The 26473-nt window shown below is 69.5% G+C and carries 25 protein-coding genes, 1 tRNA gene and 1 pseudogene; 24 read left to right on the top strand and 3 right to left on the bottom strand.

What is annotated here, in order from left to right; translation table 11 throughout:
• Positions 1–9 precede the first annotated feature (9 nt).
• The 5 genes from J2851_RS09115 (at position 10) to J2851_RS09095 (ending at position 5953) form a co-directional block, all read left to right on the top strand.
• Complete coding sequence (locus tag J2851_RS09115; protein ID WP_209765885.1) at positions 10–711, top strand: protein phosphatase CheZ; 702 nt, start codon at positions 10–12, stop codon at positions 709–711.
• Positions 712–714: 3 nt separating this feature from the next.
• Positions 715–1416, top strand: coding sequence for a hypothetical protein (locus J2851_RS09110; RefSeq protein WP_246500527.1), 702 nt, complete (start codon positions 715–717; stop codon positions 1414–1416).
• On the top strand, positions 1413–2096 hold the full coding sequence (locus J2851_RS09105) for an OmpA/MotB family protein (protein ID WP_209765883.1): 684 nt from the start codon (positions 1413–1415) through the stop codon (positions 2094–2096). The genes J2851_RS09110 and J2851_RS09105 overlap by 4 nt, the downstream gene beginning before the upstream one ends.
• A gap of 72 nt (positions 2097–2168) precedes the next feature.
• On the top strand, positions 2169–5672 hold the full coding sequence (locus J2851_RS09100; RefSeq protein ID WP_307419307.1) for a tetratricopeptide repeat protein: 3504 nt from the start codon (positions 2169–2171) through the stop codon (positions 5670–5672).
• Positions 5673–5767: 95 nt separating this feature from the next.
• Entirely contained in the window at positions 5768–5953 is a 186-nt protein-coding gene (locus J2851_RS09095) for a hypothetical protein (RefSeq protein ID WP_209765880.1), read from the top strand.
• A gap of 27 nt (positions 5954–5980) precedes the next feature.
• Here the strand turns inward: J2851_RS09095 and J2851_RS09090 are convergent, their stop codons facing one another.
• Both J2851_RS09090 and J2851_RS09085 read right to left on the bottom strand, forming a co-directional pair.
• Positions 5981–6289, bottom strand: coding sequence for an HNH endonuclease (locus J2851_RS09090; protein ID WP_246500526.1), 309 nt, complete (start codon positions 6287–6289; stop codon positions 5981–5983).
• A gap of 7 nt (positions 6290–6296) precedes the next feature.
• Entirely contained in the window at positions 6297–9266 is a 2970-nt protein-coding gene (locus J2851_RS09085; RefSeq protein WP_209765879.1) for a response regulator, read from the bottom strand.
• 445 nt (positions 9267–9711) lie between these two features.
• On the opposite strand from J2851_RS09085, the gene J2851_RS09080 reads away from it, so the two are divergent.
• Complete coding sequence (locus J2851_RS09080) at positions 9712–9918, top strand: hypothetical protein (protein ID WP_209765878.1); 207 nt, start codon at positions 9712–9714, stop codon at positions 9916–9918.
• A 36-nt stretch (positions 9919–9954) separates the two neighbouring features.
• Positions 9955–10242 (top strand): hypothetical protein, encoded by a 288-nt coding sequence (locus J2851_RS09075; RefSeq protein WP_209765877.1) that lies wholly within the window; start codon positions 9955–9957, stop codon positions 10240–10242.
• A gap of 93 nt (positions 10243–10335) precedes the next feature.
• Here J2851_RS09075 and carA read toward each other — a convergent pair whose 3' ends face one another.
• Positions 10336–11511 (bottom strand): glutamine-hydrolyzing carbamoyl-phosphate synthase small subunit, encoded by a 1176-nt coding sequence (gene carA / locus J2851_RS09070; protein ID WP_209765876.1) that lies wholly within the window; start codon positions 11509–11511, stop codon positions 10336–10338.
• 410 nt (positions 11512–11921) lie between these two features.
• Between carA and J2851_RS09065 the strand changes: the two genes are divergently transcribed.
• The 17 genes and pseudogenes from J2851_RS09065 (at position 11922) to J2851_RS08980 (ending at position 26472) form a co-directional block, all read left to right on the top strand.
• A complete protein-coding gene (locus tag J2851_RS09065; protein WP_209765875.1) occupies positions 11922–12383 on the top strand; it encodes a GatB/YqeY domain-containing protein in 462 nt (153 codons plus the stop codon).
• 158 nt (positions 12384–12541) lie between these two features.
• Positions 12542–12718 (top strand): annotated as a pseudogene (locus tag J2851_RS36680) (CHC2 zinc finger domain-containing protein); the annotation flags it as partial.
• Between the two features lie 498 nt (positions 12719–13216).
• The gene (gene dnaG / locus J2851_RS35665) at positions 13217–15403 is read left to right on the top strand and encodes a DNA primase (protein ID WP_370881310.1); all 2187 of its coding nucleotides are present in this window, start codon (positions 13217–13219) and stop codon (positions 15401–15403) included.
• Positions 15404–15574: 171 nt separating this feature from the next.
• Positions 15575–17542, top strand: coding sequence for an RNA polymerase sigma factor RpoD (gene rpoD / locus J2851_RS09045; protein WP_209765874.1), 1968 nt, complete (start codon positions 15575–15577; stop codon positions 17540–17542).
• 147 nt (positions 17543–17689) lie between these two features.
• Positions 17690–17765: transfer RNA gene (locus J2851_RS09040), tRNA-Ile, on the top strand.
• A gap of 91 nt (positions 17766–17856) precedes the next feature.
• Complete coding sequence (napE, locus tag J2851_RS09035) at positions 17857–18090, top strand: periplasmic nitrate reductase, NapE protein (protein WP_209765873.1); 234 nt, start codon at positions 17857–17859, stop codon at positions 18088–18090.
• A 17-nt stretch (positions 18091–18107) separates the two neighbouring features.
• Complete coding sequence (gene napF, locus J2851_RS09030; protein WP_209765871.1) at positions 18108–18620, top strand: ferredoxin-type protein NapF; 513 nt, start codon at positions 18108–18110, stop codon at positions 18618–18620.
• Entirely contained in the window at positions 18610–18906 is a 297-nt protein-coding gene (locus J2851_RS09025; protein ID WP_209765869.1) for a chaperone NapD, read from the top strand. Before napF ends, J2851_RS09025 begins: the two co-directional genes overlap by 11 nt.
• Positions 18907–18946: 40 nt before the next feature.
• On the top strand, positions 18947–21439 hold the full coding sequence (napA, locus tag J2851_RS09020; RefSeq protein WP_209765868.1) for a periplasmic nitrate reductase subunit alpha: 2493 nt from the start codon (positions 18947–18949) through the stop codon (positions 21437–21439).
• 16 nt (positions 21440–21455) lie between these two features.
• Positions 21456–21968, top strand: a complete 513-nt coding sequence (locus tag J2851_RS09015) for a nitrate reductase cytochrome c-type subunit (protein ID WP_209765867.1) — start codon at positions 21456–21458, stop codon at positions 21966–21968.
• Positions 21965–22654, top strand: coding sequence for a NapC/NirT family cytochrome c (locus J2851_RS09010; RefSeq protein ID WP_209765866.1), 690 nt, complete (start codon positions 21965–21967; stop codon positions 22652–22654). Before J2851_RS09015 ends, J2851_RS09010 begins: the two co-directional genes overlap by 4 nt.
• A gap of 99 nt (positions 22655–22753) precedes the next feature.
• Positions 22754–23806, top strand: a complete 1053-nt coding sequence (locus tag J2851_RS09005) for an alpha/beta fold hydrolase (protein WP_209765865.1) — start codon at positions 22754–22756, stop codon at positions 23804–23806.
• A gap of 152 nt (positions 23807–23958) precedes the next feature.
• The gene (locus J2851_RS09000) at positions 23959–24360 is read left to right on the top strand and encodes a hypothetical protein (RefSeq protein WP_209765864.1); all 402 of its coding nucleotides are present in this window, start codon (positions 23959–23961) and stop codon (positions 24358–24360) included.
• Positions 24361–24380: 20 nt separating this feature from the next.
• A complete protein-coding gene (locus J2851_RS08995) occupies positions 24381–25127 on the top strand; it encodes a beta-ketoacyl synthase chain length factor (protein WP_209765863.1) in 747 nt (248 codons plus the stop codon).
• Positions 25120–25905 (top strand): lysophospholipid acyltransferase family protein, encoded by a 786-nt coding sequence (locus tag J2851_RS08990; protein ID WP_209765862.1) that lies wholly within the window; start codon positions 25120–25122, stop codon positions 25903–25905. The genes J2851_RS08995 and J2851_RS08990 overlap by 8 nt, the downstream gene beginning before the upstream one ends.
• The gene (locus tag J2851_RS08985; protein ID WP_209765861.1) at positions 25898–26179 is read left to right on the top strand and encodes a phosphopantetheine-binding protein; all 282 of its coding nucleotides are present in this window, start codon (positions 25898–25900) and stop codon (positions 26177–26179) included. The genes J2851_RS08990 and J2851_RS08985 overlap by 8 nt, the downstream gene beginning before the upstream one ends.
• A gap of 26 nt (positions 26180–26205) precedes the next feature.
• On the top strand, positions 26206–26472 hold the full coding sequence (locus J2851_RS08980; protein ID WP_246500524.1) for an acyl carrier protein: 267 nt from the start codon (positions 26206–26208) through the stop codon (positions 26470–26472).
• The last annotated feature ends 1 nt before the right edge of the window (position 26473 follow it).

The following is a 26473-nucleotide window of genomic DNA, read 5'->3' as shown; positions in this document are numbered from 1 at the left end:
GGAACCCACATGCCCCCGACCGTCTCCTTCTCGCTCGCCGAACAGAAGCATCTGCGCCAGCAGATCGACGCCGCCCACGCCGAAGCGGCCCAGCCGCTGTCGCGCGAGGAGGTGACGGACATCGTCCGCTCCATCCTGTCCACCATGGACGGCGACATCTCCGCCACGGACCTGCGCCTCTACAAGGAGGTGGTGGACCTCGCCCGCTTCATCGAGAACGCCAAGGAGGAGCTGTCGGCCCTCCAGCCCGCGGAGATCCGCGACCAGCACATCCCCAACGCGACGGACGAGCTGGACGCCGTGGTCGGGGCGACGGAGCAGGCGACCTTCGCCATCTTCGACGCCTGCGACGCCATCTCCGGCATCGCCGGCCAGATCGAGGCGGAGCAGGGGGCCAAGCTCACCGACCAGGTCACCAAGATCTTCGAGGCGTGCAACTTCCAGGACATCACCGGCCAGCGCATCTCCAAGGTCGTGCGCACGCTGAAGCACATCGAATCCAAGGTGGACATGATCGTCGCCGCCTTCGGCGACGAGGTGCGGCAAAATCACACGCGTCCGGCCGCCGTGCCGCACGCCGACCCGGCCCCGAATTTCGCCACCGACCGTCCGGCCGACGACCCGGAATCCTCGCTGCTGCACGGCCCGCAGAAAACCAGCGCCGCCATGGACCAGGACGAGATCGACCGCCTGCTGGCGAGCTTCGACTAGCCCATGGCGGCGCCCGGCCCCAGACATCTCGCCACGACGGATCGTCATGCGTCGGGCAGCCGGCCAAATCCGAACAACGGCAGCATCGTGCTTCTGCTGTCCTTGTTCCTGCTGCTTCTCGTGTTCTTCATCGTGCTGAACGCCCAGTCGGTGCAGACCACACACCGTGTCCGCACCGTCCTGGGATCGCTGGAGCGCAGCTTCCAGACCTTCTTCATCGACCCGCGCCTGCGCGAGCGGACCGACCCCGTGGCGTCCCGTGCCGGCACGGTCTTCGCCGTGCAGCGGCTGGAAGGCGTGGGCAACCTGTTCGCCACCGCGGTCGCCGTGGCGAAGGTGGAGGCGGTGACGCCCGGCCGCCTGCTGGAGGTGCGCCTGCCGGCGGACGAGCTGTTCGTTCCCGGCACCGCCGACCTGCGCCCGGACCGCCAGGGTCTGATCGACCGCGTCGCGGCGAGCCTGCTGGACTCCCGCCCCGGTGAGCGGATCGAGCTGGACGCGCTGCTCGCCATTGGCGCCACCGCCGTGCCCAGCCAGCCACCCGGCCCGGTGGTGCGCGCCGGCGCGCTCGCCCGCGCCCTGGTCGCCGACGGCGCCCCGGCCGGATCGGTGACCGTGGGCATCGAACGCGGCGACCCCGGCGCCGTCCGCCTGCTGTTCAGCCTGCGTCTGGCGGACGAGCCACGCAACGGGGGGCGTCGATGATCCGCCTGCCGAAGCTCCCCAAGGCCGAGGACAAGAGCGGGGGGCACAACCGCACGATCTGGCTGATCAGCTTCACCGACCTGATGTCGCTGCTGCTGGCCTTCTTCGTGCTGATGTATTCCATGAGCGAGCCGGAGGCGCAGCGCTGGACCGGCCTGTCGAAGTCGTTGTCGTCGGCCCGCTCCACCGCCACCAGCCCGTCCAACGCGGCGCCGGAGCCGAAGGCGGCCTTCAACGCCACGACGGTGGAAACGCAGTCCGCCATGAACCTCGACTATCTCGGCGCGCTGCTGCGGACGCAGACGGGGACGAACGAGGACTTGGCGTCCGTGGAGGTGCGGCGCGAGGATGACCGCGTGGTGATAGGCCTTCCGGGCAGTCTCATGTTCGACGCGTCCGGAGTTACCTTTACGGACCAGGGACGGCGGGTGCTGTATCTCCTGGGCGCGGCGGTCGGCCGGATCGGCAACCGCATCGAGGTGGTCGGCCACGCCGAGCGCGAGGACCAGGCCGACGGGCGGGCCTGGGAACGGGCGCTGACCCGCTCGGTCGCCATCGCGGCGGCCCTGCGCGAGACGGGGTACAAGCGCGACCTCGTGGCGCGCGGGGTGATGGCGGCTCCGGTCGCCGCCGATGGGGCCCGGGTGGACATCGTCGTGCGCGACGAGGCCGAGGGTTAGGTGTAGAGTTAGGGGCGAAGGGGCAGGTTTATGGGTGGTGGTCCGGCATACCGGCGGTGGCTGTGCGGCTTCGTGGCTGCCACGGCTTTGCTCGCCGTCACGCCGACCGCGTGGGCAGTGGACGTGCCCGTGCGCGCCGCCGCGCACAAGACCTTCGGCCGCGTCGTCTTCGACTGGCCGCAGCAGGTCGGCTACAGCGCGGCGGTGCAGGGCGACGCCCTGGTCGTCACCTTCGACCAGCCGATCAACGCCGCGCTGGACCGCGCCGTGTCGGCGCTGCCCGGCTACCTGTCCGGCGTGCGCATCGGCGGCGACGGCAAGACCGTCACATTCGACCTGAAGCGCCCCGTCGCGCTGAAGAGCTTCCGCAACGGCAACGCCGTCGCGCTCGACCTGGCCCCCGTCGCGGAGTCCAAGACCCAGGCCGCGAAAGCCGACCCCGCGAAGACCGAGCCTCCGGCCCCGACCCAGGCGGAATTGCAGGCGCAGCTCGGCGGTTCGTCCGCGTCCCCGGCAGCGGGGAAGGAGCCCACGGGCTCCGCGGCGGCGCCGTCCGGCGGCAAGGTGGGGGTGCGCGCCGCCGACACGCCGGCCGAGAGCCGCATGTCCTTCACCTGGCCCAAAGGCGTGGATTACAAAATTCAGCGTGAGGGCTCCGCCGTCACCGTGCTGTTCGACCGCGCCGGCACCCTGGACCTCGCGCCGCTCGCCAAGGCCAAGCTGCGCAACATCGACAATGTGGAGCAGTACCGGCAGCCCAACGGCGCGCTGGCGGTCACCTTCGCCGCTCCGCAGGACGCCGAGATCAAGGACTCCAAGTCCGGCAGGACGGTCACGCTCGACGTGCTGAACGCCGGCACGCGCAAGGCGGCTCCGGCCGAGGGCGTGCCCACGGCGACCCGTCCGGACCAGCCGTCGCAGCAGGCGGCGTCGCCGGCCGTCCCGCCGCCGCCCGGCGCCACGACGACGACGGTGCGCCCGCAACCGGCCGCCGCACCCAACGCACCTGCGCCGACCGCCCCGCCGCCACCCAAGGAAGCGCCGAGCCTCGCCTCGGCCGCCTCCGGTGCCGCCGCGACCGGGGCCAACGCCGCGGTGGCGACCAAGCCCGCGCCCTCCGCCGCTTCGCCCGCCCCCACGGCGGCCCAGGGGCCCACGCTGGTGTTCGACGCGGGCGGCCCGGCCTCCATCGCCGTCTACCCGCGCGCCGGTCACCTGTACGTCGTCTTCGACAAGCCGCTGCCGATCGGCGCCGGCAAGGCGCTCGGCGGCGGGACGGAGATGCTGGGCGCCATCGAGCCGGTGCCGGCCACCGGCGGCAGCGCCTTCCGCACCCGCATCGGCCAGATGATCTGGCCGAACATCGAGCGCCAGGGGACGACGTGGCGGATCACGCCGACGACGCGGCTGACCGGCACGCCGCCCTTCGAGTTGCGCATCGACCCGGAGCCGGACTTCCTGCTCGGCGCGCGGCTTGTGGTGCGGGCGGGGGACGCCGCCTCGGTGGTGACCATCTCCGACCCCGACGTCGGCGACCGCTTGCAGATCGTGCCGCTGCCGGTGCCGGGGAACGCCATTCCCGAGGCGCACCGCTATCCCGACCTGGAGGTCCTGCCGTCCTACCAGGGCGTCGTGGTCCGGCCGATCGCCGACAATGTCACCGTCCGCCCGGTCAAGGAGGGGGTGGAACTGACGACGGCCGGCGGTCTGCACCTGTCGCCCATGGCCGACACCGGCACGCGCCCCGGCGGCCCCTCGTCCTCTCCGCCGACCCAGATGGCCGCGGCCCCGCAGGCCCAGGTCCCGTCGCCGGGCGGGGCCTCGCCGCGTGCGCTGACTCCGCCGTCCGATCCCAAGCCGTCGCCGACCGGCCGGCGCCTGTTCGACCTGCCGGCCTGGCGGAAGGGCGACCTCGACCATTTCACCGACAGCCGGCAGGAGCTTCAGCTCGCCATCGTCAACGCCCCGGATTCGGACCGGCCGAAGGCGCAGCTCGACCTTGCGCGCTTCTACTTCGCCAACGGTTTCGGGCAGGAGGCGCTGGGGCTGATGGAGGTTCTGCTCCAGAACCAGCCGGACCTGGAGGGCTGGCCGGAATTCCGCGCCCTGCGCGGGGCCGCCCGCGTGCTGGCCGGCGACGACGTCGGGGCGGCCGAGGATCTGGGCCATCCGACGCTCGCCAACAACAGCGAGGCCGCCCTGTGGCGCGCCGCCATCGCCGCCGACCGGGCCGACTGGCCCACCGCCCAGGCCGGCTTCAAGGCCGCCGCGCCGATCCTGAACAGCTACCCCGACCCGATCCTGACCAAGCTGGCGGCCCGTGCGGCCGAGGCGGCGCTGGAAACCCGCGACGCGCCCTTCGCCAAGCGTCTGCTCGACCGCATCGTCGAGCGCGGCGGCGCCGACACGGAGGAACGGCCAGACATCCAGTATCTCCGCGGCCAGCTCCTCGCCCAGACCGGCGAGACCGACCGCGCGGTGGAGCAGCTGAACGCCGCCTACAACAGCCTCGACCGCTTCTACCGGACGAAGGCCGGGCTCGCGCTGGTGAACCTGCAGCTGGCGGAAGGCCGCATGTCGCCGCCCGCCGCAGCGGAGCAGCTGGCCGGCCTGACCTTCACTTGGCGCGGCGACGATTTGGAGATGAAGGTCCGCCAGCGCATGGGCGAGGTGCTGATCGCCGCCGGTCAGTTCGCCGACGGCTTCAACGCCATGAAGGAAACCGCGGCGCTGGTCGCCGACACGCCGCGCGCCGAGGCCATCACGCGCGAGATGTCGCGCGTCTTCGCCGACCTCTACAAGGACGGGGCGCAGCGCCTGCCGACCATCGACGCGCTCCAGCTCTATGACCAGTTCCGCGAGCTGACCCCGGTGGGGGAGGCGGGCGACGAGGTGATCCGCCAGCTGGCGGAGCGGCTGATCTCCGTGGATCTTCTGAACCGCGCCGCCGACCTGTTGCAGCATCAGGTGGAATACCGCCTCGCCGGCCAGGACAAGGCCCGCGTCGGCACGCGGCTCGCCTCCGTCCGGCTGCTCGACAACAAGCCGGACGACGCGCTGAAGGCGCTGGAGCTGTCGAACGTCCCGAACATTCCGCCCGACCTCGCCGCGGAACGCCGCCTGATGCAGGCCAAGGCGCTGGCGGAGCTTGGCCGCGGCGACGAGGCGCTGCTGCTGCTCGCCCAGGACGACAGCAAGCCGGCCAACCTGCTGCGGGTGGACATCGCCTGGCGCGGCCAGAAGTGGGAGGCGGCGGCCTTCGCGCTCAACAAGATCATCGGCGCGCCGCCGGCCGGCAGCCAGCCGCTCGACCCGTCCATCTCGCAGCTTGTGCTGAACCGCGCGGTGGCGCTGGCGCTGGCCGGCGACGGCACGGGCCTGAACCTGCTGCGCAAGGACTTCGGTGTCGCCATGGCCGCCGGCCCGGACGCCGACGCCTTCCGCGTGCTGACCCGGCCGGAACAGGCGCTCGGCCTGATCGACGTGAACACCGTCCGCTCGCGCGTCGCCGAGGTGGACGTGTTCCAGAAGTTCCTGAAGAACTACAAGGGCAAGCAGAGCGCCGCGATCAATTGACGCCGGAATGGGATCCGCTCTTCGTGATTCGACCGGCGGCTGAGGAGCTGCTATCCTTGCAACGCAAGACGCGCGTTGCCCGCGGAGACAGGCCCATGGACCGTGAGTCGGAAATCCTCGCCAAGCTCGATCAACTCATCGACATGCAGCACGCGACGCAGGGCGACATTCGCGAGCTGAAAGGCCAGATGTCGATCATGCTGATGTGGCTGCAGTCCATGGACCAGCGCTTCTCGGCGCTGATGGCGCCCGTGAACCCGCCGCGCAAGCCCGCCGCCTGACGATTTGGAATCCGTAGGTTGGGTGCTTCACCGTTTCTTCTTGCCCCGGCCGGAGGCGTGGCCGTCCATGAATTCCGGCGGCTTGCGGGCGACCCAGCGTAGGAAGGACGCGATCTCCGGGTGGGCCCGCAGGCTCTCCACGGTGTGATAGCGGTCGCGCAATTCCTGCTCGCTCAGCACCGCGTGGATCTTGGCGTGGCAGATGCGGTGCATGGTCACGGTCGCGCGTCCGCCGTAGGTGCGGGGCACCAGGTGATGCTCGTTCAGGCTCGGCCCCGGCACCATCGGCCGGCCGCAGAGCGGGCAGGGGAGAAGGGACGGCTCAGGGACGGGCATGCGGCCGTCATTGTGCCGCCAGGATGGAGGGGGCGGCCAGCGTCCTGCGGATGCGGCCGACCAGCTCTTCCGCCCGGTAGGGCTTCTGCATGATGACGAGGCCATCCACCGAGGCGGCCTTCGGGATCTCGGCGTAGCCCGTCACCATCAGCACCGGCAAATCCGGGCGACGGGTCCGCAGCGCCCGGATCAGCTCCAGCCCGGTCATGCCGGGCATCGCATAGTCGGTCAGCACGAGGTCCACCTCCGGCTCCCGCTCCATCACCTCCAGAGCCTCCGGTCCGCTGGAGGCCTCCATGATGCGGAAACCGGCCTGCTCCAGGACCGTCGCGGTGCCCATGCGCACCAGCACCTCGTCCTCGACGACCAGGATGGTGGCGGAACATTGCGGCGGCAAGGCCTTCCCCATGCTCCCCTCCGCCGGGGCGGTCGCGTCCTGCGCGTCGGCGCGCGGCAGGTAGAGCGTCACGGTCGTTCCGCGGCCGGGTGCGGTGTCGAGCGTCACGGTCCCGCCGGACTGCGCAGCCAGCCCGTGCACCATGGACAGGCCGAGGCCGGTGCCGTGGCCGACGCCCTTGGTGGTGAAGAAAGGCTCGAAGGCGCGGGCCGCGACCTCCTCGCCCATGCCCTGCCCGGTGTCGGCCACGGCGATGCGCACACAGTCGCCGGGCGCGAGGTCGGCCGGGCGGCCGGCGGAGCCGGCAGGGCAGTTGGCGGTGGCGATGGTCAGCGCGCCGCCGTCGGGCATGGCGTCGCGCGCGTTGATGGCCAGGTTGAGGATGGCCATCTCCAGCTGGTTCGGGTCGACCCGCGCCGCCCACAGGCCGGACGCGGACTCCGTCGCGATGCGGATCGTCCCGCCGAGCGTGCGTTCGAGCAGGCCGCTCATCCCCTCGACCAGAGCCCCGACGTTCACGGACTTCGGTTCCAGCCGCTGGCGGCGCGAAAAGGCCAGCAGATGCTGGGTCAGCGTGGCGCCCTTCTTCACGGCCTCCGTCGCCAAGTCCAGGGCCTTGGCGGTTCCCGCCCCGGTGCTTGCGCCGTCCTGCCCGGCCTGGATCAGGAAGAGGGCCGACCCGATCGCCTGCAGCAGGTTGTTGAAGTCGTGGGCGATGCCGCCGGTCAGCTGCCCGATCGCTTCCATCTTGCGGATCTGGTGCAGCGTTTCCTCCGCCTGGCGCAGCGCCTCCTGGGTGCGTTCCCGCTCGCCGATGTCGCGGGCGATGCGGAAGGCGCCGATGCGCCGGCCGCTGGAATCGACCATGGTGCCGAAGGCCAGCTCAAAGCGCTGGCGGCGGAGCGCCGGGTTGCCGATCTCCTCCACGATGGTGAAGGTCTCGCCGGCCAGAGCGCGGCCCCACAGGACGCGCGCCCGGTCGATGGCGTCGGGCACCCCGTCCATCAGGTCCAGAAGGGAACGGCCGATCTCCGGGCGCCGGCCGTACAGCGACTCGATCTCGCGCTGGTAGGCGCCGTTGAACAGCAGGATGCGCAGGTCCTGGTCCACCGCGACGATCAGGTCGGTGGAGCTTTCGATGATGGCCGCGAACAGGCGGCGGTCGGCGGCGTGCCGCCCCACCAGTTCGCCAAGCTGCTCCTCGTGGGCGCGGCGCCGCTCGGTCACGTCCTCCAGGATGCCGACGGCGCGGGCGGCGCCGGGTGCCGCCTCGGCGAGGAAGGAGCCGCGCATCATGAGCCAGCGCACCCGCCCGTCGGGGGAGCCGACCGGGAATTCCGTCTCGAACTCGCCGGCGGCCGGGCCGTCGCGGTAGAACGCGCTGCGGAGGCCGTCGCGATAATCGGCGGAGACGTTGCGGATCCAGGCTTCGATCGACGTGCCGTCCGAGGCGGCGCTGCCGAGCAGTTCCGCCGTCCGGTCCGACCCGTAGAACCGCCCGCCGCGGGCGTCGAAGCGCCAGACGCCGAGGCCGACCGCCTCCATGACAAGGCGCTGCTGGGCCTCGCTGTCGCGCAGCCGCTGAGCCGTGCTGGCGAGCGCGCCGGCGACGTCGTTCACCTCGCGGATCGGGGTGCGCTCGATGATGCCGGTGGTGGCCGACGGACCGTGGCGCCCGAGCGCCCTGGCCGAATCGGCGAGCGCGGCGACCGGCCCGGCGATGCGCCGCCCGACGGCAAGCGCCATCATCAGGCTGAGCGCCAGGAGAATGCCGCCGCCGGTCAGGACCAGCAGGACAGACTGGGTCAGCGGCTCGCTGATCACCGCCTGGGGGACGCCGACCGTGACGGTCCAGCCCGACGTGTCGGAGCGGGCGAAGGCGTTGAAGAACCGGACGCCGTCCCGTGTGACGAAGGGGAAGGTTCCCGACGTCTCCGCGGCGGTGACCCGGACCACCTCGGGCGGGACCGGCGTGCCGGCGCTGGACTGCGGCGCCGCGGTGCGCGTGATGAACAGGCCTTCCCGGTCCCACAGGCCGGCGATCCAGCCGCCGGGCAGCTCCTGGCGCTTGAGGACGCCGGCCAGGACGTCGGTCGGCACGCTCATCGACAGCACGCGGGTCGGCTGGCCGTCCTGCACCACCGGAACGGCGACGGCGACCAGGAGTTGCCCGGCGATGGCACCGCGGAACACGCCGGAAATCTGCGTCTGGCTGGCTTCCGCCGCACGGCGGACCAAGTCCGGGACGGCCGTGCGCGGGAGCGGTTCCCCATAGGCGCGGCGGGTGTTGGCGATCTGCTGCCCGTTGGCTTCGGTCAGGACGATGTGAACGCCCTCGCGCCGGACGTCCTTGCTGCGCAGGACCTCGATCGCCGTCGCGTGAAAGGCGGCGTAGTCGCCGGACCGGAGGGAGGGGGAGGTCGACAGCACCTGGAGCGCCGTCGCCATCGCGGTCAATTCGCGGTCGATGGCGACCGCCAGCATGCGCGCGGTGTCCTGGCCGGACCGTTCGATGGCCGCGCTCTGCGTCTCGGCCATGCGGACGACCATCCAGCCGACGAAGGCGAGGACCGGAAGCATCGCCGTGGTCACCAAGAGGACCAGCCCGGCGCGAAGGGATAACCCGCCCGCCCGTCCGCCCGCCCGGCCACGACGGAAACCGGGGCGCCGGGTGGGCTTGACGCGGCTGTCTTCGGCGCTGTCGTCTTTGGCCGGCTGCGGCGCGGGCACCGGTTGCATACTCCCGTATTACTGGTGAATTATGCTTCGTTTACCATCGCAGACTTCGGGTTCGAAGGACACACCTTTAATTGTACGTACCCAAAGGATTCGGAACCGTGCGGGAGGCCCGCTGTTGGCGGAAGGAGGGGCAGCCGAACGATGGGGGTGCATCATGCACGACCGAAATCCTGAACGGGCCGGGACAGGCACCGCAGGTCCGAACAACATCGGGGCCGGCCCCGGAACCGGTGACCCGCGGCCCGATTATCCGGGCGGGTCGCCTGTCGATGTCCGGGACGGCACCTTGCGCCGTCACAGGCCGCTCGGCGACACGGACCCGCGCGGCGGCGAGCCGAAACCCGGCCTGTCGTCCGAGGCGGCGTCGCGCAACGCCATCCACTCCACCATCACGCCGTCCTCCACCCGCGGCGGCTGGACGGCCGGTGGCATGGCGATTCCGGCGCTGCTGATCGTGGTGCTGATCGTCGCTCTGGCGGCTCTGTTCCTGTGAGGTTGCCTCCCGGAGGAACCGAAGGAGGGAACGAGCATGTCCGAGAAACGAGGCGACGAGCGCCCGCCCGGCGGGCGGAGCGGAGCCGACTGGCAGACCACCGGCCAAGCGCCGTTCGACGAGCGTGAGGGGCCGATGACCACGCCGCGCCCGCAGCAGTCCGGCGACAAGCCTGAGGGCGGAAAGGCTGCCGGCCGGGAAGCGGGCCGGAAAGCGGAGTGCGACAACACCGACTTCGGCCAGGCCGCCGGCGCGCCGGGTGGACGCGGCGGCACCACCCCCTACGGCGGGGTGCAGCGGGTGAAACCGCGCACTGAACGCTGAATAAAGGGGAAGCCGATCCCTGAAACGCGAGCCTGAAACGCGAAAAGGAGCCGAAACCGGCTCCTTTTCTTTGTGCCTGTGTTCGGGCGCCGCTTACGCGGGCTTCTTCCCGGCCATCAGCTCGACGAAGCGGTCGAACAGGTAGTGGCTGTCCTGCGGGCCGGGCGAGGCCTCCGGATGGTACTGCACGGAGAAGACCGGCTTGCTCTTCAGCCGGATGCCTTCGTTGCTGCCGTCGAACAGGCTGACGTGGGTCACCTCGGCGTCGGCGGGCAGGGTCTCCTCCATCACCACGAAGCCGTGGTTCTGGCTGGTGATCTCCACGCGGCCGCTGGCCAGATCCTTCACCGGGTGGTTCGCGCCGCGGTGGCCCAGCGCCATCTTCTTCGTCTTGGCGCCCAGCGCCAGCGATAGCATCTGGTGGCCGAGGCAGATGCCGAACATCGGCAGGCCGGTGTCCAGCAGGCCCTTGATCGTCGGCACGGCGTATTCGCCCGTGGCGGCGGGGTCGCCGGGGCCGTTCGACAGGAAGACGCCGTCCGGCTGGTGGCGCATCACCTCGTCCGCCGTGGCGGTGCCCGGAACGACCGTGACCTTGCAGCCGGCCGCGGCGAGGCAGCGCAGGATGTTGCGCTTGGCGCCGTAGTCGATCGCCACGACGTGGAAGCGCGGGTTCTCCTGCTTGCCGTAGCCCTGGCCCATCGTCCAGCCGGCCTCGTCCCAGGCGTAGGTCTGGCGGCAGGAGACGTCCTTGGCGAGGTCCATGCCCTCCAGCCCCGGCCAGCCCTTGGCCTTGGCGACCAGCGCGTCCAGGTCGAACACGCCGTCCGGCGCGTGGGCGACGACGCCGTTGGGGGCGCCCAGGTCGCGGATGCGGCGGGTCAGGCGGCGGGTGTCGATGCCGGCCAGGCCGACCATGCCATAGTTCTTCAGCCAGTCGTCCAGATGGCGGGTGGCGCGCCAGTTCGACGGGTCGGTGATGTCGGCGCGCAGGATCAGGCCGCGCGCCGCCGGGGTCACCGTCTCGATGTCCTCCGGGTTGGCGCCGACGTTGCCGACGTGCGGGAAGGTGAAGGTGATGATCTGCCCGGCGTAGCTGGGGTCGGTCAGGATTTCCTGATAGCCGGTCATGGAGGTGTTGAAGCACACCTCGCCCACCGAATCTCCCACCGCACCGATGCCTCGGCCCTTGAAGACGGTGCCATCGGCCAGAACCAGGACACCGGTGTAAGCGCCGGCATCGCCCGCCGGGAGAGTCGATTGAGCCATCCTTCAGACCTTATCAAGAGCCGCCGCGGGCCACACACATCCAGTTTGCGGAACGGCGACGGCGCTTTCGTCCCGCGGGCGCACGCGTCACCGTTCGCTCCGGGTTCGGCCGCACCCCCTCGCGGGCGGTCGGCTGGAGCCTGGATCGATTAGTCGGGTCGGGTGGGCCGGTCAACCGTATATGACGATTGGCCCCGTGATTTCCAGCAATCCGTTTGCATGGGGCGCCTGCGCAGGCCGTGGGTGACCCCGCCTGGCCACCCGCCCGGCCACCCGCCTGGAAGGGCCGCGGAATAGCCATGGCAATTCCCCGGGAAATCGGGGAACATCCCAGGTTCGCGCCGTCCGGAGTTCTGCCGGAATGCCGGGCCGGCGCCGGACCATTGCGATCGAGATGTGAGGATACAGGTATGCTGCGCACGCGGCTGAACGAGGCCCTGAAGGAAGCGATGCGCGCCAAGAACCAGCGCGCGGTGTCCACCGTCCGCCTGATTCTGGCGGCGCTGAAGGACCGCGACATCGCGGCGCGCTCGCGCGGCGTCATGGACGGCATCGACGAGGCCGAGATGATGTCGATGCTGCAGTCGATGATCAAGCAGCGCGGCGAATCGATCAAGATGTACGAGCAGGGCGGGCGCCCGGAACTGGCCGAGCAGGAGCGCGAGGAGATCGCGATCATCGAAGGCTTCCTGCCCAAGCAGATGTCGGAGGAAGAGACGGCCGCCGCCATCCGGACCGTCATCGGCGAGGTCGGCGCCACCAGCATCAAGGACATGGGCAAGGTGATGGCGGAGCTGAAGACCCGCCACGCCGGCCAGATGGACTTCGCCAAGGCCGGTCCGGTCGTCAAGCAGCAGCTGTCGGGCGGCTGAGGCCCGGCGGCCCCGTCCCACACGCTGCCGACGTTACGGCGGGGTTAGGCCAAACGCGGGCGGAGCCGTTGGGGAGACCGGCGGCGTTCCGACACCGGGCTCCGCCACCCCGAAACCCCGAACCCGTCATTCCCGTCCGTCACCGGTAACGCCCGACCATGGCCTTCCCGCCCCAATTCCTGGAGGAGCTGCGCACCCGTCTGGCCCTGTCCGACGTGGTGGGCAAGCGCATGCGCCTGATCCGCGCCGGGCGCGAGTACAAGGCGCCGTGCCCCTTCCATCATGAGAAGACGCCCTCCTTCTACGTGAACGACCAGAAGGGCTTCTTCCACTGTCTGGCCGGGGAGACGGGGGTGATCCTCCCCGACGGCGTCCGCCCGATCCGCTCGCTGGCCGGCACGACGCAGACGGTCCTGACGCGCGGCGGCGTCTGGGTGCCCGCCGTGTTCAAGAGCTACGGCGTTCAAAGGCTCCACCGCATCACGCTGTCGCGCAACGGGCTGTCGAAGACGCTGTACGCGACCGCGGGGCACCGCTGGTTCGTGCGGGGCGTGAAGGGCGACGTCCTGACCTCCGGCCTGCGCCCTGGCCACAGGCTGGACGCCGTCGTTCCGGAAGCGCGCCGGGACTGGACGCTCGATCCCGCGGGGGTCGCCCATGGGATCGTGTTCGGCGACGGCTCGGTCGAGCGAGGCTGCTATGGGCACGTCCATCTGCATGGGAAGAAGGACCGGGTGCTGGCCGGCTGGTTTCCCGACCAGACTCCCGTCGAACGCTTCACCGAATCGGGCAAGCCCTACCTGCGCGTCTATGGGGGGCGGGCGTTCGGGCACATGAAGGCGCTGCCCTCGCTGGAGGAAAGCGACGCCTATCTGCTTGGTTTCCTGGCCGGCTACCTCGCCGCCGACGGGCATGTGGCGAAGGACGGCACCGTGATGCTGCACAGCGCGAACCGCGCCCATCTGGAATGGGTCCGCGCCGCCGCCCTGCGCGTCGGCATCGCGACCTACGGGATCACAACCGCCATCCGCAAGGGGCTGGCGGCGGCCGATTGCGAGATTTCGCGCATCCATTTCGTCACCTCGACCATGAACCCCGCGCTCTTCCTCGGGGAAACCGCACGCCAGCGGTTCGAAGCGGCCCAGAAGTCGTTCGATCGCCTGCGCTGGGTCGTCGTGTCGGTGGAGGAAACCGACCGGGAGGAGGAGGTCTATTGCGCGGAGGTGCCGGGGGAGCACGCTTTCGCCATCGAAGACAACATCCTGACCGGGAACTGCTTCGGTTGTGGGGCTCACGGCGACATCATCGGCTTCGTGATGCGCCACGACAACCTGGCCTTCCCGGAGGCGGTCGAAGCGCTGGCCGGGGAGGCCGGCATGCCGGTTCCCCGCCCCACCGAGGAGGACAAGCAGAAGTACGAGCGGCGCAAGACCCTGCACGACCTGGTCGAGCAGGCGGCCCGCTGGTTCGAGCAGCAGCTCTACGCCCCCGCCGGGCGGGCCGGGCTGGAGTATTTCCAGCGCCGCGGCCTCGACACCGACATCATGGCGCGCTTCCGCCTGGGTTTCGCCCCCGGCGATTCCGGGGCGCTGCGGCAGCACCTGCTGAAGCTGAACTATGCCGAGGAGGACATGGTCACCGTCGGCCTGCTGCGGCGGCCGGACGATGGGCGCACGCCCTACAGCTTCTTCCGCAACCGCGTCATCTTCCCGGTCACCGACCGGCGCGGGCAGGTGGTCGCCTTCGGCGGCCGCATCCTGGAGGGCGACGGGCCGAAATACGTCAACACGTCGGACACGCCGCTCTTCCACAAGGGCACGCTGCTCTACGGCCTGTCGCGGGCGCGGCAGGCGGCGGCGGACGGCAAGCCGGTGATCGTCGCCGAAGGCTACATGGACGTCATCGCGCTGGTCCGCGCCGGCTTCGAAGGGGCGGTCGCTCCGCTCGGCACCGCGCTGACCGAGACGCAGGTGCAGGAGTTGTGGAAGCTGATCCCCGACGCGGAGAAGGTGCCCTTCCTCTGCTTCGACGGCGACAACGCCGGCCGGCGCGCGGCGTGGCGCGCGGTGGAGCGCATTTTGCCGCACCTCGCCCCCGGCCAGTCCGCCCGCGTCGCCTTCCTGCCGGAGGGGGAGGATCCCGACAGCCTGCTGCGCCTGCACGGCCCCCGCGCCATGCAGGAGGTGCTGGGCGAGGCGATCCCACTGTCCGAGGCGGTCTGGCGGATGGAGACGGAGGGCAAGCCCACCGGCACGCCGGAATCCAAGGCGGCGGTGAAGGCGGCGCTGGAGGCGCGCGTCTCCACCATCGCCGACCGCGACGTCCAGGTCTTCTACCGCACGGAAATGCGCCGCCGTGTGGACGAGGCCTTCGCCCCGCCGCCGCGTCCGCGGCCCGACCGCGCGCCGTGGGTTCCGGGCCAGCGCCCCGGCCAGCCGCCGCGCCGCCACGTCCCGGGCATGCCGGGCCAGCGCACCGCGCCGCCGCCCGGCCACCGCCGCCGCAACCCCGGAAATCTGGCCGCCGCGCGGGAACGCGTGCTTTTGGCCGTGATCATCAACCACCCTGAGCTGTTTGACGAGTTGGGAGAGTCCCTCGGGATGCTCCCGTTCGCCGACCCGGCGCTCGATGAACTGCGGCGCGCGGTCATTGAAGCGCTGGCCGGCCAAACCGGAAACGACTCGGCTGGAAACGACTCGGGACTTGACGCCGCATCGCTTTGTCGCCACTTGTCATCCGCCGGCTTTGATACCATTGTCGGCGCTCTGCTAAGCGAGTCGACCTATGTCCATGCCGGATTCGCGCGGCCGGAGGCTTCGGCCCTGGATGCGAAGAAGGGATGGTGGCCGACCTGGAGGCATCTGCATCACAGGCAGGTCATGGTCGATTTGACGGAGGCAAAGGCGGCGTTGGCTCGTGACAACAGCGAAGCGAATTTCGCGCGGGTCGTGGCCCTTCAACAGGAGGTCATCAGGTCCGGAATGGGAATGACGGATGACGAGGATCTCGAGGATGCCTAGCTGCCGCGGCGGCCGGGCGGCGGAAGGCAGGGCCAAGGTGGACCCGATCGGGCCGTACACGGTTCCGGGCGGTACACAACCGGGTTAAGCAGGTGCGGATCGTCGGCGGGGGGCCGCCGCGGTGCGCGCTTTGGTATTTTCTTATTGGGGTAATGCGGGGGCATCGATCGCATGGCCACGAAAGCTGCGAACAGCGTGGAAGTTTCGGAAGCCCGGGAAGACACGGGTGACGGTCCGCTCATGGACGGCATGGGTCTTGCCGTCAAGAAGATGATCGCCCGCGGCAAGGAGCGCGGCTACGTCACGTACGACGAGCTGAACGCCGCCCTGCCGCAGGATACATCGTCTTCGGAGCAGATCGAAGACACGATGGCCATGCTGTCCGAAATGGGCATCAACATCGTCGAGTCCGAGGAGCAGGACAACGAAGGCAACGCCGCCGCCGAGGGCGAGGGCGAGGGCCGTTCGGCCGGCAACCTGGACGACGACGACATCGGCCGTACGGACGACCCGGTCCGCATGTACCTGCGCGAGATGGGCTCGGTCGAGCTGCTGTCCCGCGAAGGCGAGATCGCGATCGCCAAGCGCATCGAGGCCGGCCGCGAGATGATGATCGGCGCGATCTGCGAATCGCCGCTGACCATCCGCGCCATCCTTGAGTGGCACGACGCCCTCATGGAAGGGAAGATGCTGCTGCGCGACATCATCGACCTGGACGCCACCTACGGCGGCGGCCCGGACGGTGAGGAGATCCCCGAAGGCCTCGCCGAGGTGGTGGAAGCCGCCGCCGAGACGGAGGAGACCGAGGAGGAGCGTCCGCCGCGCCCCGAGGGCGAAGGCGAGGAGGAGGGCGACGAGGACGGCGAGAACAGCCTGTCCCTGTCCGCCATGGAAGCCGCGCTGAAGCCGCAGGTCATCGAGACCTTCGAGAAGATCAAGGCGACCTACGACAAGCTGCACAAGCTGCACGAGGGCCGCATCGCCGCCATCCAGCGCGGCGAGGACGTGGTCAAGCAGTCGGACAAGAAGTACGACAAGCTCAAGACCGAGATGGTCGAGCTGATGAACACGGTCCGCCTGAACAACCAGCGCATCGAGCAGCTGGTCGAGCAGCTCTACGCCCTGAACCGCAAGCTGACCGGCTTCGAGGGCAAGCTGCTGCGCATGGCGACCGACTGCCGCGTGAAGCGCGAGGACTTCCTGAACCACTATTTCGGCCACGAGCTGGATCCGAACTGGCTGGAGCGCGTCCGCGGACTGAACCCCAAGACCTGGGGCAAGTTCTACGACAAGTACGAGAGCGACATCCGCAAGACGCGCGAAGGCGTGTCCGGCATCTCGGATGAAGCCAAGCTGCCGATCAGCGAGTTCCGCCGCATCGTCTCCACCGTCCAGAAGGGCGAGAAGGAAGCGAGCCGCGCGAAGAAGGAGATGGTGGAGGCCAACCTGCGCCTCGTGATCTCCATCGCGAAGAAGTACACGAACCGCGGCCTGCAGTTCCTGGACCTGATCCAGGAGGGCAACATCGGCCTGATGAAGGCGGTGGACAAGTTCGAGTACCGGCGCGGCTACAAGTTCTCGACCTACGCGACGTGGTGGATTCGCCAGGCGATCACCCGCTCCATCGCGGACCAGGCGCGGACCATCCGCATCCCGGTCCACATGATCGAGACGATCAACAAGCTGGTCCGCACCAGCCGCCAGATGCTGCACGAGATCGGCCGCGAGCCGACCCCGGAGGAGCTGGCGGAGCGTCTGATGATGCCGCTGGAGAAGGTCCGCAAGGTCCTGAAGATCGCCAAGGAGCCGATCTCCCTCGAAACGCCGATCGGCGACGAGGAGGATTCGCATCTCGGCGACTTCATCGAGGACAAGAACGCCGTCCTGCCGCTCGACGCCGCCATCCAGGCGAACCTGCGCGAGACGACGACCCGCGTGCTGGCCTCGCTGACGCCGCGTGAGGAACGCGTGCTGCGCATGCGCTTCGGCATCGGCATGAACACCGACCACACGCTGGAAGAGGTCGGCCAGCAGTTCAACGTGACGCGCGAGCGCATCCGCCAGATCGAGGCGAAGGCCCTGCGCAAGCTGAAGCACCCGTCGCGGTCGCGCAAGCTGCGCAGCTTCCTGGACACCTGATCCGGACACTTGATCCGGGTTTGGAAATACGATCGAATGGAAAACGGGGCCTTCGCGGCCCCGTTTTTCGTTTCGGCACGCCTCGGTTGCCAAACGGGGTTGCAAGTTGCCCCTGATCTGGCGCACATTCGGCGTCCCTTGCGGGACGGGCCTGTAGTTCAGCGGTTAGAACGCGCCGCTCATAACGGTGTTGTCGTCGGTTCGAATCCGGCCAGGCCCACCATCCTCCCTGCACAATCCAAAGTTCCTCGGAACAAGGCCAACCGTTACCGGTTGTAGAGGCGTCTGACGTCAGGTCGGAGGCTGAACGAGTCATGAGCCACTTCCGCCGGGAAGAGCGTTCCTCCACGCCCGATCGATTAAAGCCGCGCTTGGTCACGCCTCCCGCAGTCGCCGATTCCGGTGCCAAACGCCGGGAAATCGCGATGTTCCTGCTGCTGGCCGTCGTGATCTGGCCGATTTTGTCGGTCGCGATCGTCGGCGGGTACGGCTTCCTGGTCTGGATGTCCCAGCTGATCATGGGGCCGCCGGGCCCGCCCCCCGTTTGACCGATCGGGCGCTGGCCATGCCGAACCAGGCTTTCGATGAATCCCGGCGCCGCCTTCTGCGCGGACGGTTGCGTGCGGCGCCGCCGGCGCTCCGTCCCCCCTGGTCGCTCGCCGACCGTTTCACGGACCTGTGCACGCGCTGCGGCGCCTGCGTCGGGGCCTGCCCGGAAGCGATCCTGCGCGCTGGCGACGGTGGCTTCCCCGAGATCGATTTCCGCCAGGGCGAGTGCAGCTTCTGCGCCGCCTGCGCCGACGCCTGCCCGGAACCGCTGTTCGACCGCGGCGCCGACCGCCCCTGGACGCTCGTCGCCGCGGTCGGGCCGTCCTGCCTGACCGCGCGCCGTGTCGTTTGCCGAAGCTGCGGCGATGCCTGCCCGGAATCGGCGATCCGCTTTGCCCTGGAGCCCAACGGCGTCGCGCGCCCGGTCCTGGACGCGTCCACCTGCACCGGCTGCGGGGCCTGCCTGTCCGCCTGCCCGGTGGGCGCGGTCACGATTTTAACGCCGTCGGAGGCTCCCCATGCGGCCTGAGTCCATGCCCGCCGAATGGCACATCGCCTCCATCCTCGTCCACCTGCGGCCCGAGCGGAGCGACGCCATCCGTGCGGCGGTCTCCGCCATGCCCGGCACCGAAATTCATATCGAGGAAGCGGGCAAGATGATCGTGACGGTCGAGGCCCCGAACGAGGGCCGGATCGCCGACCACATGACCGCGATGCACCTGCTCGACGGGGTGATGTCCGCGGTCCTGGTTTTCCATCACGTCGAACCGGCCGGGGTTGCAGCGGAGGAGGCCAACGGTTCGACCGACGTCTGAACGTCCAAGACTCTGAAAATCCAAAAAAGGGGGAACACCCATGTTGGATCGGCGGGATTTCATCAAGGCGCAGGCGGTGGCCGCCGCGGCGGCGGCGGGAGGCGTCAGCCTTCCGGCCATGGCGCAGACTTCCATGATCGCGGGCGAGGACGCGCAGCTCAAATGGTCCAAGGCGCCGTGCCGCTTCTGCGGCACCGGCTGCGGGGTCATGGTCGCCACCAAGGACAACCGCGTCGTCGCCACCCACGGCGACATGCAGGCGGAGGTCAACCGCGGCCTGAACTGCGTGAAGGGCTATTTCCTGTCCAAGATCATGTACGGGCAGGACCGGCTGACCCAGCCGCTGCTGCGCATGCGTGACGGCAAATACCACAAGGACGGGGAGTTCCTGCCGGTCACCTGGGACCAGGCCTTCGACGAGATGGCCCGCCAGTGGAAGCGCGCGCTGAAGGAGAAGGGGCCGGACGCCGTGGGGATGTTCGGCTCCGGCCAATGGACGATCTGGGAAGGCTACGCGGCGTCCAAGCTGATGCGCGCCGGCTTCCGCACCAACAACCTGGACCCCAACGCCCGCCATTGCATGGCGTCGGCCGCGGTCGCCTTCATCCGCACCTTCGGCATGGACGAGCCGATGGGCTGCTACGACGACTTCGAGCACGCCGACGCCTTCGTCCTCTGGGGCTCCAACATGGCGGAGATGCACCCCATCCTGTGGACCCGGATCAGCGACCGGCGGCTGGCGCACAACCACGTCAAGGTCGCCGTGCTTTCCACCTTCGAGCACCGCAGCTTCGAGCTGGCCGACATCCCCATGATCTTCGAGCCGGGGACCGACCTCGCCATTCTGAACTTCATCGCCAACCACATCATCAAGACCGGCCGGGTGAACCGGGAGTTCGTGGAGAAGCACTGCAACTTCCGCCTGGGCCAGAAGGACATCGGCTATGGCCTGCGGCCGGAGAACGTGCTGGAGGTGCGCGCGGCCAACGCCAAGGACCCGACCGATTCCAAGCCCATGAGCTTCGACGAGTTCGCGGCCTTCGTCAGCGACTACACGGTCGACAAGGCCGCGGAGCTGAGCAAGGTGCCGAAGGAGCGGCTGCTGGCGCTGGCGGAGCTGTACGCCGACCCGAAGACCAAGGTCATGTCGCTGTGGACCATGGGCTTCAACCAGCATGTGCGGGGCGTGTGGGTCAACCACATGGTCTACAACATCCACCTGCTGACCGGGAAAATCTCCGAACCCGGCAACAGCCCCTTCTCCCTGACCGGCCAGCCGTCGGCCTGCGGCACCGCGCGCGAGGTCGGCACCTTCGCCCACCGGCTGCCCGCCGACATGCAGGTGAACAACCCGGTCCACCGCTCCCACGTGGAGGAAGGCTGGAAGATCCCCAAGGGCCTGCTGCCCGGGAAGATCGGCTACCACGCCGTCCTGATGGACCGCATGCTGAAGGACGGGAAGCTCAACGCCTTCTGGATCATGGTCAACAACAACCTCCAGGCGGCGCCCAACACCAACACCGAGACCTATCCCGGCTATCGCAACCCGGACAACTTCATCGTCGTGTCGGACGCCTACCCGACGGTGACCGCCGCGGCCGCCGACCTGATCCTGCCCGCCGCCATGTGGGTGGAGAAGGAGGGCGCCTACGGCAACGCGGAGCGGCGCACCCACTTCTGGCACCAGCTGGTCAACGCGCCGGGCGAGGCGCGGTCCGACCTGTGGCAGCTCATGGAATTCTCCAAGCGCTTCACCACCGACGAGGTGTGGCCGAAGGAGATCCTGGACGCCAACCCGGACTTCCGCGGCAAGACGCTGTTCGACGTGCTGTACCGCAACGGCAACGTGGACCGCTTCCCCCTGTCGGAGATCAGCCCGGAGTACGAGAACCGCGAATCCAAGGCCTTCGGCTTCTACGTGCAGAAGGGGCTGTTCGAGGAATACGCCAGCTTCGGCCGCGGCCACGGCCACGATCTGGCGCCCTTCGACCAGTACCACGAGGTGCGCGGCCTGCGCTGGCCCGTGGTGGACGGGAAGGAGACGCGCTGGCGCTACCGCGAGGGCCTCGACCCCTTCGTGAAGGAGGGGGAGGGGGTCAAGTTCTACGGCAACCCGGACGGCAAGGCGAACGTCTTCGCCTTTCCCTACGAGCCGCCGGCGGAATCGCCGGACAAGGACTTCGACCTGTGGCTGGTCACGGGGCGCGTGCTGGAGCACTGGCATTCCGGCTCCATGACCATGCGAGTGCCGGAGCTGTACAAGGCCATGCCCATCGCGATGGTCTTCATGCACCCCGACGACGCCAAGGACCGCGGCCTGCGCCGCGGGTCGGAGGTGAAGGTGGTCTCCCGGCGCGGCGAGATCCTCACGCGGGTGGAGACGCGCGGGCGCAACCGACCGCCGCGCGGCGTGGTCTTCGTGCCGTGGTTCGATTCGGCGCGGCTGATCAACAAGGTGACGCTGGACGCCACCGACCCGATCAGCAAGCAGACCGACTTCAAGAAGTGCGCCGTCAAGATCGTCGCCGCCTGAGGGAGGACCGGATCCCATGCCCCGCCATGTCCTGATCGCGCTGGCCGCGGCGCTGCCCTGCCTCGTGCCCGCCCTGCTCGCGGCCCAAAACGCTGGCCAGAATTCCGGCCCGGCCCGGCTGGACTCGCCCTTCCGGCCGCCGATCAACTTCACCGACGAGACCGCCGCCCCGCCGATCCCGGCCGACGTCACCGATGACCGACGCGTCGCCCGCAACTACCCGGAACAGCCGCCGGTGATCCCGCACAACGTGCGCGACTACCAGATCTCCCTGAACAACAACCAGTGCCTGACCTGCCACAGCCGCCAGTACACGGGGGCCTCGCAGGCGCCGATGATCAGCATCACCCATTACGTGAACCGTGACGGTCAGACGCTGGGGGCGGTCAGCCCGCGCCGCTATTTCTGCATGCAGTGCCACGTTCCGCAGACCGTGGCGCAGCCCATCGTCACCAACACCTTCAAGGACGTGGACAGCCTGATCAGCCGACCGTCGGGCGGGCCGTCGGATGGGGGAGACCGGCGATGAGATGGAGCATCCCGGAGTTCCTGCTGCGGCCCTGGCGCACCATCGCGGGGCCGAGCCGGTACCTCAGCCTCGGCTTCCTGACGCTGGGCGGCTTCGTCGCCGGCGTGATGTTCTGGGGCGGCTTCAACACGGTGCTGGAGGCGACCAACACGGAGAAGTTCTGCACCGGCTGCCACGAGATGCGCGACAACGTCTATGAGGAGCTGAAGACCACCATCCACTTCACGAACCGGTCCGGCGTGCGGGCCACCTGCCCGGACTGCCACGTCCCGCACAACTGGACGGACAAGATCGCCCGCAAGATGCAGGCCTCCAAGGAGGTCTGGGGCAAGATCTTCGGCACCATCGACACGCGCGACAAGTTCGTGGCGATGCGGCGCGAGTTGGCGGAGCATGAATGGGCGCGGCTGAAGGCCAACAACTCCCTGGAATGCCGCAACTGCCACTCGGCCGAGTCCATGGACATCACCAAGCAGGGGGCGCGGGCGGCGCGCATCCACCAGCAGTTCCTGTTCACCGGCCAGCGCACCTGCATCGACTGCCACAAGGGCATCGCCCACCGCCTGCCCGACATGAACGGCGTCCCGCCGGGCTGGAGCGAGGCGGCGAACGAGACGGACGAGCCGGTGCGGCGCTGGCTGGCGGAAACTCCGACCGGCACCGCCAACCCGCACGGAAGCCCATAACGGCGCCTTCGGAATAGCCCGGATCGCGCCAGCGCCGGAACTGGCCTTGTCGCAATCGCGCCCTACTTGAGTTCAAGCTAATGAAGGGCGGGGGCGGGGATGGTCCGGGTCTGGATGATCGCGGCGGTGATCACCATGGTTGGGACCCTGCTCGCCGCCTGCCGATCGGACGGGTCGGGGTCCGCCGCGCACTCGGCCGTTCGCCCCACGCTCGACGCGCAGGCCCTGACGGCCGAGGATGGGGTGCGCCTGCCGGTCCATGCCTGGAAGCCCGACGGGGAGGTGCGCGCGATCGCCGTCGTCGCCCACGGGATGAACGACTATGGGGCGTCCTTCGCCCCGCCGGCCCGGCGCTGGGCGTTATCGGGAATCGCGACCTACGCCATCGACCAGCGCGGCTTCGGCCGCGCCGCGGAGCGCGGACGCTGGTACGGCGGCGACCGCATGGCCGACGACCTGCTGGCGCTCGCCCGGCTTCTGCGGGAGGGCAATCCCGGCACGCCGCTGTTCCTGCTGGGTGAAAGCATGGGCGCCGCCGTCGCCGTCCTTGCCGCGGGGCGGGCGGAGCCGGGGCTGCTCGACGGCCTCGTGCTGTCCGCCCCGGCCATCTGGGGGTCGGGGCCGCGCGCGGAGGTGACCTACGCGGCGGCGATGGCGCTCAGCGCCGTGGCGCCGTCGGCGACGGTGCCGCCGCTGTCCGTGAACAACCCGTCCACCGACGACCCCGACGTGCTGAAGCGGTTGCGCGAGGACACCCTCATCATCCACCGCACGCGGCTCGACACGCTGGCCGGGATCGTCGCGCTGATGCGCAGCGCCCGGCAGAAGGCGGCGTCGGTGCGCCTGCCGACCCTGGTCCTGCTGGGCGACCTGGACGGCCATGTGCCGCGCGACGGCGTCGCCGCGCTGCTCCGCCGGCTGCCGCCGCCGGACGGCGCACCCGGCACGACGCTGGCCCTGTACGAGCGGGGGCGGCACCTGCTGATGCGGTCCTTGAACGGCGATCGGGTGACCGACGACGTGGCCGCCTGGATGCTGGCGCCGGGCCGGCCGCTGCCCTCCGGCGCCGATGCCCGTGCGAAGGGCTGTCCGGCCCTGGTGAGGGCGCCGGGCCGCGGCTGCAGCCTGGACCAGGTCGCCGGAATGCGCTGAGCCGCGCTTGCCCTTCCGAAGCCGTGGGACAACGAGTGTCTGTTTCAATCCTGCAATCGTATGACGCTACCAATACCCTTACGCCCTATGGTAGGCGTGGGGCGGGAGTGTCGCGGTTGCAAGAGTTGTGGCCGCCGATGGGGATAAAGAAGTTGAAGACCATTCCTCACCTTATCGTTTTCCTGCTGGGGGCGTCGGTGATCCTGGGCGGCTGCCAGCGGATGCAGCCGATCTATTCCGTGAAGGGTCACGCCATTCCGGCGGCCGCGCAGAGGAAGCCGCTGGCCGACATCGAACGCGCCATCTTTGAGGCCGCCACCGCGCGCGGCTGGAACGTCGACCGCATCCGGCCGGGGCTGATGCAGGCGACGCAGAAATGGCGCGACCATTCGGCGACGGTGAACATCGTCTATTCCAACGAGAGCTACAGCATCGACCATGTGGGATCGTCGAACCTGAAGGAGCAGGGGGATCAGATCCACCGCGCCTACAACAAGAACGTCCACGCGCTGGAAGACGAGATCGAGAAGCGTCTGTACCGCGTGGGCTACTGAGCGGCGGCTTGGGCGGACCGATGATGACTCCGGGACTGCGCTTTTCGGTACGCGACTGGTGGGCCTGGGCTCCGGCACGCGAGGGGCGGGCCGCATGGCGCGTTTGGGCCGGCGGGCAACCGGTGGAGGCCGCGGCGGACGCGGCTGCGCCGTCCCTGCCCATGATGCTGCGCCGGCGCACCACCGCCTTCGGCCAGAAGATGATCGCCGGGGCGCTTGCCTGCGGCGACTATGCGGCAACCGCGCGTTGCGTGCTGGCCTCGCGCCATGGGGAGTTGTCGCGCACGCTGGGGATCCTCCGTGCGCAATGCGCCGGGGAACCGCCGTCGCCGGCGGAGTTCAGCATGTCGGTCCATCACGGGCTGGTCGGGCTTTTGTCGATCCACACCGGCAACCGCGCCGGCCACACCGCGCTGGCCGCCGGCCCCGACAGCTTCGGCTTTGGCCTGATTGAGGCGCTGGCCGGGCTGGCCGAACGGCCCGACGAGCCGGTCCTGCTCCTCTACGGCGACGAACCGCTGCCCGAACCCTACGACCAATTCCGCGAGGACGGCGACGCGGAGCAGCCGCTGGTCGTCGCGCTGGCCCTGGGACCGGTCGCGGCGGGGGAGGGCGCCCTCGTCATGTCCGCCGAACCGGCCGCCAATGCCGATGGCCCGGCCCGGGAGCCCGCCGAGCTTGCCTTCCTGCGCTTTCTCCTGTCCGGCGCTGCGAGCGCCACGGCGGAGGGTGGCCGCATGCGCTGGGAGTGGCGCCGGGATGGTTGAGCGTCTGGACCGCCTCTGGCGCCTTGCCGGAACGGGCTTCGCCTTCGCCTTCCTGTTCGGGGGCGGGGCGGTGCTGGCCCTGACGGCCTTCCCGCTGGTCCATGCGGTGACGCCGCCCGGCCCGCGCCGGCGGGAGCGGAACCAATGGCTGATCCATTGGGCCTTCCGCTTCTACCTGTGGATCCTGGTCTCGCTGCGCGTCATCGCGGTGGAGGTCGTCGCGGCGGAGCGGCTGCGCGACGGGGGCAGCGGGATGAAGGGCGAGATGATCATCGCCAACCACCCGTCGCTGCTGGACGTCGTGCTGCTGATGGCGCTGGTCCCGCGCGCCCAGTGCATCGTGAAGAAGGAACTCTGGGCCAGCCCCTATCTCGGCAACCTGGTCCGCGGCACCGGCTACATCCGCAACGACCTGGAGCCCGAGGCGCTTCTCGACGCCTGCCGGCAGGCGCTGGAGGCCGGCAATCGGCTGATCATCTTCCCCGAGGGGACACGCACCGTCCCCGGCGAGCCGATGCGCCTGCGCCGGGGCTTCGCCAACATCGCCACGCTGCTCGGCGCGGAGCTTCAGCTCGTCACCATCACCTGCTCGCCGGCCACCCTGATCAAGGGCGAGCCCTGGTGGGCCATTCCCAGCCGCCGCCCGCGCTTCCGCGTCGAGGTGGGCGACCGCATCGACGCCAAGGCCTGGCTCGGCACCCAACACCGCTCGCTTGCCGCGCGCAAGCTGGTGCGCTTCATCGAACAGTACTACGCAGAACGGCTTGCCCATGGATGACCTGGAAACTGAAGTCAAAGCGCTGATCGTCGACTCCCTGAAGCTGGAGGATCTGCGTCCCGAGGACATCGACAGCGAGGAACCGCTGTTCGTGGACGGGCTGGGGCTGGACTCCATCGACGCCCTGGAACTGGGCGTGGCCCTGCGCAAGAAGTTCGGGCTGCGGATCGAGTCGGTGAGCGAGGACATCAAGGCGCATTTCGCCACCGTGCGCAGCCTGGCCCGGTTCATCCGCTCCCAGCAGACGGCGGACGCGGCGGCGCAGCAGGCATGAGGGACGGAAGCATGATGGACGGGGGCATGATGGGGACCACGGCCGTGCTGTCGCGCGACAAGATCTACGAGAAGCTGAAGGGCTACCTGGAAGACCTCTTCGAGGTGCCGCCCGACCGCGTGTCGCTGGACGCGCGCCTGTTCGACGACCTGGACCTGGACAGCATCGACGCGGTCGATCTGGTCGTGAAGCTCCAGGAACTGACCGGGCGCAAGTTCAAGCCGGAGGAGTTCAAGAGCGTCCGCACCGTGGGCGACGTCCTGGACCAGGTGCAAGCCCTGCTGGTGGAGTGAG

The organism is Azospirillum rugosum (genome assembly GCF_017876155.1).
In the GTDB taxonomy this organism is placed as follows: Bacteria; Pseudomonadota; Alphaproteobacteria; order Azospirillales; family Azospirillaceae; genus Azospirillum; species Azospirillum rugosum.
Note: the sequence above shows the minus strand (reverse complement) of the source record. Positions and strands in the feature narration are given on the sequence as shown.